The 11,992-nt window shown below is 47.6% G+C and carries 8 protein-coding genes; 3 read left to right on the top strand and 5 right to left on the bottom strand.

Going from position 1 to position 11,992, the window contains the following annotated elements:
- Nucleotides 1-26: 26 nt before the first annotated feature.
- Entirely contained in the window at nucleotides 27-2,561 is a 2,535-nt protein-coding gene (locus AYJ58_RS04125; protein ID WP_106649102.1) for a penicillin-binding protein 1A, read from the top strand.
- Nucleotides 2,562-2,662: 101 nt separating this feature from the next.
- Here AYJ58_RS04125 and argH read toward each other — a convergent pair whose 3' ends face one another.
- From argH to argC, 5 genes are all read right to left on the bottom strand, one after another.
- Nucleotides 2,663-4,030, bottom strand: a complete 1,368-nt coding sequence (gene argH, locus AYJ58_RS04120; protein ID WP_106649101.1) for an argininosuccinate lyase — start codon at nucleotides 4,028-4,030, stop codon at nucleotides 2,663-2,665.
- A gap of 109 nt (nucleotides 4,031-4,139) precedes the next feature.
- Nucleotides 4,140-5,378, bottom strand: coding sequence for an argininosuccinate synthase (locus AYJ58_RS04115; RefSeq protein WP_106649100.1), 1,239 nt, complete (start codon nucleotides 5,376-5,378; stop codon nucleotides 4,140-4,142).
- A gap of 59 nt (nucleotides 5,379-5,437) precedes the next feature.
- Complete coding sequence (locus AYJ58_RS04110) at nucleotides 5,438-6,343, bottom strand: ornithine carbamoyltransferase (RefSeq protein WP_106649099.1); 906 nt, start codon at nucleotides 6,341-6,343, stop codon at nucleotides 5,438-5,440.
- A gap of 12 nt (nucleotides 6,344-6,355) precedes the next feature.
- Nucleotides 6,356-7,138, bottom strand: a complete 783-nt coding sequence (argB, locus tag AYJ58_RS04105; protein WP_106649098.1) for an acetylglutamate kinase — start codon at nucleotides 7,136-7,138, stop codon at nucleotides 6,356-6,358.
- Nucleotides 7,139-7,169: 31 nt separating this feature from the next.
- Nucleotides 7,170-8,150 carry an N-acetyl-gamma-glutamyl-phosphate reductase gene (gene argC, locus AYJ58_RS04100; RefSeq protein ID WP_106649097.1) on the bottom strand — a complete coding sequence of 327 codons (981 nt, stop codon included), beginning with the start codon at nucleotides 8,148-8,150 and terminating at the stop codon, nucleotides 7,170-7,172.
- Nucleotides 8,151-8,770: 620 nt separating this feature from the next.
- On the opposite strand from argC, the gene ppc reads away from it, so the two are divergent.
- Together ppc and AYJ58_RS04090 are read left to right on the top strand one after the other, a co-directional pair.
- Nucleotides 8,771-11,440, top strand: coding sequence for a phosphoenolpyruvate carboxylase (gene ppc, locus AYJ58_RS04095; protein WP_106649096.1), 2,670 nt, complete (start codon nucleotides 8,771-8,773; stop codon nucleotides 11,438-11,440).
- Nucleotides 11,440-11,985: a DUF1439 domain-containing protein gene (locus AYJ58_RS04090; protein ID WP_106649095.1), complete on the top strand. Its 546-nt coding sequence runs from the start codon at nucleotides 11,440-11,442 to the stop codon at nucleotides 11,983-11,985. Before ppc ends, AYJ58_RS04090 begins: the two co-directional genes overlap by 1 nt.
- Nucleotides 11,986-11,992: the final 7 nt, after the last annotated feature.

The following is an 11,992-nucleotide window of genomic DNA, read 5'->3' as shown; positions in this document are numbered from 1 at the left end:
TTAACGGAACATTAGGATAAATTTTGGTGAAGTGGTTAAAACGTATTGTTATAGCACTATTCAGTCTAGCCCTTTTGGGCGTAGGCGCCATTGTGGCAGCATACTTTTATGTTTTGCCGGATTTGCCGGATGTTTCAACACTAAAAAATGTGCAACTTCAAACACCTTTACGCATTTACAGCAGTGACGGCAAACTTATTTCACAATTTGGTGAGAAGCGTCGCATTCCATTGAAGCTAGACGAAGTACCAAAACCCTTGCTTCAAGCATTTATTGCAACTGAAGATGCGCGTTTTTACGAACATGGTGGTATTGATCCTGTTGGCGTACTTCGCGCAGCATTAGTCATGCTAACCACAGGAGAGAAGAAGCAAGGTGCGAGTACCATTACCATGCAGGTCGCACGTAACTTCTTCTTAACCCGCGACAAAACGATTATTCGTAAAGTGAAGGAGATCTTTATTTCCTATCACATTGAAGAATTACTTACCAAAGATGAGATTTTAGAACTCTATGTGAACCGCATTTACTTAGGCCAACGCGCCTATGGTGTTGGTGCCGCTGCACAGGTTTATTTTGGTAAAGATGTTAAAGATCTTACACTCTCAGAAATGAGTATGATCGCCGGCTTACCCAAAGCGCCTTCAACACTCAACCCTGTGACCTCACCTTCTCGTGCTGTCGCTCGCCGTAATGTCGTCCTCATGCGGATGAATGAAGTAGGTTATATCAGCCAAGCTGAATACCAAGCCGCTTTACAAGAACCGCTGATTGCTAAATACCACGGCGCCGAAATTGATCTCTATGCCCCGTATATTTCTGAAATGGCTCGGGATTATATGGTGCAAAAGTACGGTGAAGAAGAAGCCTATACCAATGGCTACAACGTCTACACGACCATTTCATCGGATATACAACTGAAGGCTCAACAAGCGCTACGCAATAACGTTTATGCCTATGATGAGCGTCATGGCTATCGTGGTCCTGCCGCTGTGTTGTGGACAGACGAGAAACCAGAACAAGCTCAAATCAAGGCTGAACTTGCTAAGGTGGCTTCGATTCAAGAACTGCAACCCGCAGCCGTCATCAGCGTGGCAGATCAACAAGCCAGCGTCATGACCGCCAAGGGCGAAACTAAAATCATTGCTTGGGATGGTCTGAAGTGGGCGCGTAAATTTATTACCGATAAGCGTCAAGGCAGCGTTCCTAAGTCAGCCTCTGACATGCTCAAGGTCGGTGAACGTATTTGGATCCGTGATAACGGTCAATATTTGCAGTTATCGCAAGTACCAGAAGTTGCCAGCGCGACTGTGTCACTCGACCCACAAAATGGTGCGATTCGATCTCTAGTTGGCGGATATAGCTTTAGCCAAAGCCAATACAACCGCGTCACTCAAGCGAAACGGCAATTAGGCTCAAACATTAAACCTTTTATTTATGCTGCAGCGTTAGAGAAAGGCTTTACCTTAGCAACCCTAATTAACAATGCACCAATCAATAAACCCGATATCAGCCAAGGTACTGCATGGCGCCCTAAAAACTCGCCAGATATCTATGGCGGCCCAACCCGTTTACGTGTTGGCTTAGCGCAGTCAATTAACGTGATGTCTGTACGTGCAATGCGCCATGTTGGGCTCGATGCCACCATTGCAGAATTGGTTAAGTTTGGTTTCGATCCTAATGACTTACCGCGTAACGAGTCGATAGCTTTAGGTTCGTCTTCAGTAACACCATTACAAGTGGTTACTGCGTTTAACGTGTTTGCTAACGGCGGTTTCTTACTCGAGCCTTTCTATATCGATCGCGTCGAAGATGCCTACGGCAATGTGATTGAAAAAGCCAATCCAACATTGGCCTGTAAACCTAGCCAAAGCCTTAGCCAACCTGTAACACCGAGCGATCCTATGGCGTTCAGTGTTAGTAGAGATAGCAGCACAGAACCGAGTGCGCCCGTTGCTCAGTGTTTCGAACAAACGGGTCGCTTTGCACCTCAGATCATTTCAGAACAAACGGCATTCCTCATCACCGAAGCATTAAAGAGCGTGATCTGGGGGGGCGGCGATTGGAGCAAAGGCACGGGTTGGCAAGGTACAGCTTGGCGCGCAGCAAGATTGATAAAGCGTCATGATATTGCAGGTAAAACGGGTACAACTAACGAATCTCGCGATACGTGGTTCAGTGGATTTAGCCCGATACTCACTAGTACATTCTGGGTTGGTTTCGACGATCACGGTCGACAACTAGGCAGAACAGCATGGAACGCCAATGGCGAAAAAGATCAGATAACTGGCGCCGAAGCGGGCGCGAAAACGGCAGGTCCGGGCTGGAACGAGTTTATGAACAGTGTCTTACAAGGCACACCTGAAAGCACATCGATTCCGCCAGAAGGCATAGTTTCGGTACGCATCGATTTAGCGACAGGTAAACTTACCCGTAAAACCGACTATACCAGTGCGTTCGAGTACTTCATCTCGGGCACTGAGCCAAAGGAATACATTAGTGAAACGCAGGATGAAAATAACCTTTTCATCGATGCACCAACCGATGATTTATTCCAATAAACGAGTGATAGAAAGTCATTGCCGATACGCTGAATGACCCAATAAAAAACGCGACCTTAAGTCGCGTTTTTTTATTGGCTTGTTGATTTGAACAACTCGCCTTAGCGGGCTTTTTTAGCCGCTATCGCCTGCTGAATTTGCGGCAGTGCTGTCCCACCAAGCACATCGCGTTTCGCTAAACAAGCTTCAATAGTCAGGTTTGGATAGACATCATCTTCAATGATAGCGGCAAAAGTTTTTAATTCAGCCAAGGAGAAATCCTCGAGCGGAATTTGCTTCGCTATCGCGGCAACCACGACTTCACCCACAACGTGGTGCGCCTCACGAAATGGCATACCTTTAGATACGAGATAATCAGCAAGCTCAGTAGAATTGGCATAACCTTGCTGCGCGGCTAACAGCGCATTCGGACGATTCACCACTAAACCCGATAACACTAACGCCGCCATATCGAGGCAAATTGCCCAGCTATCAACCACGTCAAACAGGCCTTCTTTATCTTCCTGCATATCTTTGTTGTACGCCAAAGGCAGCGCTTTCATGGTCGTAAGAATGCCCACTAAGCTGCCATATACACGACCCGTTTTGCCACGGATAAGCTCTAATGCATCAGGATTTTTCTTCTGCGGCATCAGGGATGAGCCCGAGGTCACTTCATCACTCAAGGAAATAAAGTTGGCTTCGCCCGAGTTAAAGAAAATTAAATCTTCAGCCATACGGCTTAAGTGCATCATGCTGATCGATGCCGTTGAGCAAAGTTCAACCACGTGGTCTCTGTCTGACACACTGTCTAAACTATTGAGCGTCGGCGAAGCAAAGTTCAGCGCGGCAGCCAGTGCATGGCGATCCATTTTATAAGCTGTACCCGCAAGGGCGCCTGAACCTAAAGGACAAGTGTTAGCACGAGTTAACGCATCGGCTAAACGGCTGATATCCCGCTCAGTCATTTCTACATAGGCTAAACACCAGTGGCCAAATGTCACAGGTTGGGCGCGCTGCAGGTGAGTGTAACCCGGCATTACCGCATCAAACTCACGTTCTGCCAACGCCAGTAATTCAGCATGTAAGCTGTGAAGGCGCGCGAGTAATGCTTGGCCTTCGGATTGACACCAAAGCTTTAAATCGGTGGCAACTTGATCGTTACGGCTACGGCCAGTGTGCAGTTTTTTACCGAGATCGCCCACTTTGGCAATCAAGGCAGACTCGACGAAACTGTGAATATCTTCGGCGCCCGAGGCGAGAATAATCGCTGGATCGCCATTCACTTCCACCAGCAAATCATTGAGCGCTTTTTTCAAGTCGCTGCATTCAGTGGCAGTAATAATACCGACGCTAGCAATCGCATCGGCCCAAGCGATAGAACCGACCACATCCTGTTCGAACAGGCGATAATCCACGGGTAGCGAATCGTTGAATAATTTGAATAGCGCGCTCGTTTCGCCCTGAAATCTTCCACCCCATAAAGCCATGCTAACTCCCCTTACACACTGCTGATTTGAAATCGACTCATCTGAATCAAAAAACCGGATCAAAACCTAGAAACAAAAAAGGGCGCTAGGCGCCCTCTTTAACGACCTATTACTTACCCTTAACGTCATTAGCGTTGAGTGCGCGGATGCGGCTCGCTAACGAGTACAAGCGGATAAAGCCTTCTGCATGTTTTTGATCGTACACTTGGTCTTCACCGAAAGTGGCAAACGCTTCAGAGTACAAGCTGTTAGGTGAACGTTTCTTCACTGCCGTCGCTTGGCCTTTGTAGAGTTTAACCACGACTTCACCGTTAACTGACTCAGCCAATGACTCAGATGCCGCCAGCAGTGACTTACACAGAGGCGTGAACCAACGGCCGTCATACACTAAATGCGCCATTTGTGCGGCAACTTGCTCACGCCAGTTACGGCTAGTCTTGTCGAGTACAAGCTCTTCAATCGCACGTAGTGCTGCGAACATCACAGTGCCGCCGGGTGTTTCGTAACAGCCACGGGACTTCATGCCGACTAAACGGTTTTCGGTAATGTCGATACGACCCACACCGTGTGGCGCAGCAATGGCGTTTAATGTCATCAGCGCAGCATAAGGCGTTAGCGCTTCACCATTCACTTTAGTAATACGGCCATGTTCTACTTCTAGCGACACATATTCAGGCTTGTTCGGTGCATCTTCAGGATCGGCAGTCAGTGTCCATACGCCTTTGCTTGGCTCGTTCCATGGATCTTCTAACTCACCGCCTTCATGGGAAATATGGAAAGCGTTGGCATCACGGCTATAGATTTTAGTCGCTGACGCTGACGTCTTGATGTCACGTTCAGCTAAATAGGCCAGCAGATCTTCACGGCTCTGCATGGTCCATTCACGCCATGGTGCAATCACTTTTAAATCAGGTGCTAATGCGGCGAAGCAACCTTCGAAACGCACTTGATCGTTCCCTTTGCCGGTACAACCATGACACAGAGCATCGGCCCCCACTTTACGAGCCACTTCAACCTGCGCTTTAGCAATGATAGGACGCGCCATTGACGTACCGAGTAAATAAGTGCCTTCGTAAATCGCACCGCTCGCTATCGTTGGGTAGATATAGTCTTTAACGAATTCTTCTTTTAGATCGACGATATGACATTCAGAAGCACCTGAAGCTAAGGCTTTTTCAGTCAAGCCAACCAGCTCTTCTTCGCCTTGGCCAACGTCGGCGCAGAATGCGATGATTTCACAGTTATCGTAGTTTTCTTTTAACCAAGGAATAATGGCCGAGGTATCTAGACCACCTGAATAGGCTAAAACCACTTTTTTCACGCCAGTATTTTTTATCTCGATAGACATCTTAAATTCCTATGACTCGTTTCTCTCAAGGAGAAAACAGGCTGCTAAACAGGGTTAATTTAACTAAATAAGGTTACCAGTACCGCATTTTGGGCATGCATCCGATTTTCGGCTTGTTGCAGAATTAAGGATCCTGCACCGTCCATCACTTCATCTGTTACTTCTACACCACGGTGGGCGGGCAAACAATGCATAAAGAAGTTAGCGCCCGCTTTCGCCATCAAAGCTTTGTTGACTTGGTATGGTGCAAACTTCGCTTTGATATCCGCTAGCGGAGTGGGATCGCCCATTGAAATCCAAGTATCGGTATAAATAGCGTCGTGACCTTCAATCGCATCGATATCTGAAGTCAGTACCAGCTTACCGCCATATCGCTTAGCAAGCTCTTGCACTTCTGCCACTACGTAGCCATCAGGAAAGTGACCCGCTGGGCAGATCACTGTCATGGTGGCACCGAGAATAGCCGCACAGTACATCAGCGAGTGAGTGACATTATTACCATCACCAACATAAGCTAATTTAGCTTTGCTGACATCCTCAAACTGCTCTGCCAGTGTTAAAAAGTCAGCTAAGGCTTGGCAAGGATGATAAAGATCTGACAGCGCATTGATCACGGGCACTGTGCCAAACTCGGCTAATTGTTCAATGGTGGTGTGCGAATAGGTTCTCGCCACAATTGCGTCGGCCCAGCAAGACAGGTTAGAAGCAAAGTCAGCAACCGATTCCCGTTGACCTAGCGCACCATTTTGTTGATCTAGGTATAAACAGTGGCCACCGAGCTTATTAATACCGATATCAAAGCTAACGCGTGTTCTGAGCGAGGGCTTTTCAAATAACATCACCACACTCTTGCCATCCAGCGCGTGGCGGTACTCAGCCGGATTGGCTTTGATCGTCTTTGCCAAGGCAATCAGATCGAGTAACTGCTGCTGGGTTAACTCTTTTATCGATAGTAAATGCTTCATAACCTACTCCGTTTATGGTTGGATTTGTGTGCCCACGGCTTCACCTTTTGCTAATGCTATTAATTGGCTTGCATCACGCCACGAGGCAACTTGCACCGCCTGCCCCATCCACTGCGCGACTTCGAGCGCAGCTTCAACTTTGACCTTCATTCCTTTTTCGATCACACCTTGTTTAACAAGGTCTGCTATCTGCTTGCCATTTAAACTATGGATGAGCTGGCCTTTACCATCGAGCACCCCAGACACATCCGACAGCAGCACTAACTTGCCGCCCACTAATTTGGCTAAGGCCGTCGCCGCTTGGTCTGCATTGACGTTCAGCATTTGGCCATCGTCCATCATGGCGATGGAGCTACAAATCGGCATCCAACCTTGGGCGAGGATAAACTTAAGATAAGTGCCATCGTTTGGCGTGACTTCGCCCACTAAGCCTAAACGTTCATCTTTAATCTTTGCCGATACAGTATTGCCATCGGCGAGGCTCATGCCCACACTCACAATCCCAGCCTTAGTCGCTGCACCTTGCAGAATTTTGTTCGAAGTGCCCGCAAGTGCGCCGGCAATAATCGGCATTTGCTCAGGCGGAGTCACACGTAAACCTTCTAACTTGACGGTTTCCATGCCGTTAGCCGCTAACTGTTCATCCACCAAACAGCCGCCGCCATGCACCATCAACACTTGCTGACCATTGGCTAACATAGCCGCAGCCGTATCCATCAATCGCGCCATCCCCATTTCACATTGCAGCAGCGCGCCGCCCACTTTAAGCACTAATACTGAGTTGTTTGTAGACATCTTGACGACTCTCTTAAATAAGGATGAACAATTAAAGGTTAAAATGAATCTTTATGCATTGCAGCGCTTGGCTGGCAGCACCTTTCATCAAGTTATCGATGGCACTGGCTACCACTAAGTAACCGCTATTCTCATCAAACTTCCAACCTAAATGGCAGTTGGGTGTCAGCACCACATCGTCCACTTTAGGGAACTGATTGTGCTTTACGGTTACCAATGGCGCCTTGTCATACACGCTATAGGCATCTGCCACATCGGCAGTCGTAGTGCCTGGTTTTAGCTGCACGGTAATAGTCGCTAAAATGCCACGCTTAAAGTTGCCAAGGTGTGGGGTAAATATCACTTCTTGGCCAAGTTGAGTGGCGATCTCGGGTTGATGTCTGTGGCCTAATACGCCATAGGGTGTCAGGCTCACTTCACAAAAACTGGTGTGTAGCTGCGCTTTACGGCCCGCACCTGTTACGCCGCTCACGGCATTGATCACCGGATAAGCCGATGTCAGTAAACTCGCTAGCGGTTTTAACGCTGTCAATGATGCGGTTGGGTAACAACCTGGCACGGCAATCATCTTAGTCGCCGCGATTTCTTTAGCATTCCATTCGGCAAGGCCATATACGGCTTTGGCTAAAACTTCAGGATATTCATGCTCAAAGCCATACCACTTAGGATATTGCGCCACATCGCTGAAACGATAGGCACCGCTTAAATCGAATACTGCTAACCCTTGACTATAAAACCAAGCGGCTAAATGTAAGCTCACCGAATGCTCGGTCGCCAGCACCACGGCATCGGCTTCTGCAACGATTTTAGCCTTAGCCTCATCGGACAATGGTGACAGCGTTAACTCAATATGGCTAAAGCTAGGGTACAAATTCGCTAAAGGCTTACCTTTATCTAAACTGTTTTCAGAAACATACAAACCCTGAATCGTCAGTTCTGCTTCTGCATGGATTAAAGCGGTCAGTTGTGCGCCTGTGTAACCACTGGCACCAATAATGGCGATATTTTTCATGTGTTGTCTTATTAACCGAATCAAACAAACTTAAAGAATAGATGAATAGCGTACACGCATCCGCGCATATCTATGATGACAAGATTATCGTCGCAGGAAATCGTAATTGGTTGTTATTTTATTCACTGTCAGGTTAATGCTCTGAATCATGATATTTACTCTACGGGTCACAGAGGGTGACTCATCTCAACTGCAGGCTAGACTACCACAAATATCTAATTATGCAATATATGTGAATATATATTTTTAATTTATTTTTATGTTTTTTACTAAAACGCCGATCTGACCAGCCAGTCACTTATTCAGCTAACTCGTTAATAACTCAGTTATCCGTGGCAAATTTATGCAAAATTAGTCCTTTTTATTAACAGCTAAGATACATGACTGCAAAACCTAAAATGATGCACTTCATATTCACTTACGCTAATCATCACAAAATATTGCGTAGCTTCGCATTTATATTGAATATTCCTCAATGAACATTGCGATTGGTTGCATATTAGATAAGCCAGTCGTATAAGTTATAAGTTCTGCTGTTGACCATAGCCCCAAGTGATAGGTATTGTGCTAACGGGCTAAATGTACGGCAGGATTTTCATGTTTTTCTATTCGGAGTAACTATGGTTGTAACCAAGGCAGACAATATGACAGATATGTATGCGTCATTAAGATCAAACGTGAGTATGTTAGGACAAATCCTCGGTGACACTATGCGCACCCACCTCGGGGACTCCTTTCTCGAGAAGGTTGAACAGATCCGTAAACTTGCTAAAGATTCACGCCGGGGCGATCAAGCCGCTAGAGAGCAAATGCTCGAGTTACTCACCGCCCTGCCAGACGAAGAATTAGTTCCGTTTGCAAAGGCATTTAACCAGTTCCTCAACTTAGCTAATTTATCTGAACAATTTCATACCATTAGCCGCAACTGTGACGAACTCGTCTGTGTGCCAGATCCCGTGGAACAGCTGCTAGGCCGCATGTTAAATGGCCGTGTAGACCAAACGAAAATGCTCGACTGCCTTAAGACACTGGATATCGATCTAGTGCTGACAGCGCATCCCACTGAAATTTCCCGTCGCACCCTGATCCAAAAATACGCCGCCATTGTCGACTGCTTAACAGAGCAAGAAAACGACCAACTGTCGGATAGAGAACGTCAACAGATCAATCTGCGCCTGCGCCAATTAATCGCGCAAATATGGCACACCAATGAGATCCGCCGCGAGCGTCCAACTCCAGTAGATGAGGCTCGCTGGGGATTATCCACCATTGAAGAGTCACTCTGGCATGCGGTGCCTGACTTCTTAAGACAACTTAACGACCGAGTGCAGCAACGCACAGGCCAGCAATTACCGATTGATATCGCGCCAGTGCGCTTTTCAAGCTGGATGGGCGGCGATCGCGACGGCAACCCGTTTGTAACTGCCAAAGTCACCCAAGAGGTGCTCGATCGTAACCGCCATGCTGCCGCCAGATTATTCTTAAAAGATATCGTGCTGCTGGTCGGTGAACTGTCGATGGAAGAAGCCAATGATGAGTTAAAGGCTTATACCAATAACAGCTGCGAGCCATACCGCCACGTGTTGCGCTCCATTCGTCAAAGACTGCGCGATACCATAGATTATTTAAATGCGCGCATCGAAGGCCACAATCCTGAAGTCGATAAGTCGAGTCTGATTTGGCAAGAAAGTGATCTCAAAGCGCCGCTAGAAATGCTCTATAAGAGTTTAACCGACTGCGGTATGCGCTTAATTGCCAACGGTTTATTGCTCGACATTCTCCGCCGTCTCGCCTGCTTTGGCATTCATATGCTCAGGCTCGACATTCGCCAAGATGCCAGCCGTCACAGCGATGTGCTCGCCGAGTTAACTCGCTATCTCGGCATGGGTGATTTCAACCATTGGGACGAGACTGAGAAGCAAGCCTTCTTATTACGCGAACTCAGCAACCGTCGTCCACTGATCCCAGGTAACTGGCAACCCTCAGCCGATGTGGCCGAAGTGCTTAATACCTGTCGTTTGATTGCTAAACATCCGGCTAAAGCACTTGGATCCTATGTGATTTCGATGGCGGGTAAGCCATCGGATGTCTTAACGGTTTTACTCTTGCTCAAAGAAACGGGCTGTTCGCATCCAATGCGCGTGGTGCCACTGTTTGAAACCCTAAGCGACTTAAACAACGCCGCGGCCTGTATTACCGATTTGCTCGATATTGACTGGTATCGTGGCTATACCAAAGGCATGCAAGAGGTCATGATTGGCTACTCTGACTCCGCTAAAGATGCCGGTGTTATGGCGGCGGCTTGGGCTCAGTATCACGCTCAAGAACAGTTAGTGGCCGTCTGTAAACAAGCGGGCGTCAAGCTTACGCTATTCCATGGCCGTGGTGGCAGCATTGGTCGCGGGGGTGGTCCTGCACACAAAGCAATCCTATCGCAACCACCAGGTTCGGTAGATGGCCGCATTCGTGTGACTGAGCAGGGCGAAATGATCCGCTTCAAGTTTGGCTTGCCAAAACTCGCGGTTCAAAGCTTAGCCCTGTATACCTCGGCCGTATTGGAAGCAACCCTATTACCACCGCCAGAGCCTAAACAAGAATGGCGCAATTGCATGCAACGTATCGCTGAAGAATCAGTGGGTGCATACCGTGGCATAGTGCGTGATGAACCTGATTTTGTGGCTTATTTCCGCGCGGCAACGCCAGAAGTGGAATTAGGAAAACTGCCACTCGGCAGCCGCCCAGCTAAACGTCGTGTCGATGGTGGGATCGAAAGTCTGCGAGCCATTCCATGGATTTTTGCTTGGTCGCAAAACCGCTTGATGTTACCCGCATGGCTCGGCGCAGGTGAAGCACTACAAGCCGCCAGTGAACGCGGTGAAATGGGTTTACTGCAAGACATGGAGCGGGAATGGCCCTTCTTCAGCACTCGCATTTCAATGCTAGAAATGGTGTACGCCAAGGCGGAACCTAATTTGGCCCGCTACTACGAAACCTGTTTAGTACCTAAGGAATTGCATCACTTAGGCGAAACCTTGCGCCAACGCTTAGATCTGGGCATTAAAGTCGTGCTTGAGCTGACAAAATCGGATAGTTTAATGGCGCATACACCGTGGAATCGCGAATCAGTTAAACTGCGAAATCCGTATATCGATCCATTAAACTTCTTACAAACCGAGCTATTAGCGCGGACACGTAAGGAAACAACCGAAACTCCTGCGTCTGAACATGTGCAATTAGCGCTAATGCTGACTATTGCAGGTGTGGCAGCGGGTATGAGAAACACTGGTTAATGAAAAAACTTTCCCGCACGATTTGCTTGGGACTGACTGTACTGCTTGGCGGCTGCGTCTCGCAGTACAGTATCAGCGAGCACGAAATGGAGCAGTACCTCAGTAAAGAGATCCATTTTGAGATTAAACAAGGCAATCAATTAGTTGGCGCAGAAGTACGCATTAACGACATTAGTGTCAAGCTAGGTGCAAAACCTGACACTATGAGCGTAAGTGCCGCAACTCAAGTATCAATTAAGAATCCGATCTTTCCATTGAGTGCCAAACTCACTACGACTTTCGAAGCCAAGCCTTGGTATGACAGCGCAACGCACAGTGTCTATCTGCGCCAGCTCGAATTAGTCAAAGTGGAGTCAACACCAAAAGATATTGAAAAAGCCATCAGCAGTGCCACGCCGCAGGTAATGGGCTATCTAAGACAATTCTTAGAAAACCAGCCTGTGTATGTGCTGGATACTAAGGATAGTAACCAAGCACTGATGGCAAAAATGACCGAAAGCATTCAAGTTGCCCCAGGCAAATTAATGCTTAAGTTCACTAAATAATCTGCCA

Source organism: Shewanella sp. Pdp11 (assembly GCF_002838165.1).
Taxonomy (GTDB): domain Bacteria; phylum Pseudomonadota; class Gammaproteobacteria; order Enterobacterales; family Shewanellaceae; genus Shewanella; species Shewanella hafniensis.
This window is presented reverse-complemented; position numbering and strand designations above follow the sequence as displayed.

Excerpts from the sequence above, each read along its gene's own strand:
- AYJ58_RS04090 (WP_106649095.1), top strand. The coding sequence starts at position 11,440 with ATGAAAAAACTTTCCCGCACGATTTGCTTGGGACTGACTGTACTGCTT.
- AYJ58_RS04110 (WP_106649099.1), bottom strand. The coding sequence starts at position 6,343 with ATGAAGCATTTACTATCGATAAAAGAGTTAACCCAGCAGCAGTTACTC.
- AYJ58_RS04115 (WP_106649100.1), bottom strand. The coding sequence starts at position 5,378 with ATGTCTATCGAGATAAAAAATACTGGCGTGAAAAAAGTGGTTTTAGCC.
- ppc (WP_106649096.1), top strand. The coding sequence starts at position 8,771 with ATGGTTGTAACCAAGGCAGACAATATGACAGATATGTATGCGTCATTA.
- argC (WP_106649097.1), bottom strand. The coding sequence starts at position 8,150 with ATGAAAAATATCGCCATTATTGGTGCCAGTGGTTACACAGGCGCACAA.
- argB (WP_106649098.1), bottom strand. The coding sequence starts at position 7,138 with ATGTCTACAAACAACTCAGTATTAGTGCTTAAAGTGGGCGGCGCGCTG.
- argH (WP_106649101.1), bottom strand. The coding sequence starts at position 4,030 with ATGGCTTTATGGGGTGGAAGATTTCAGGGCGAAACGAGCGCGCTATTC.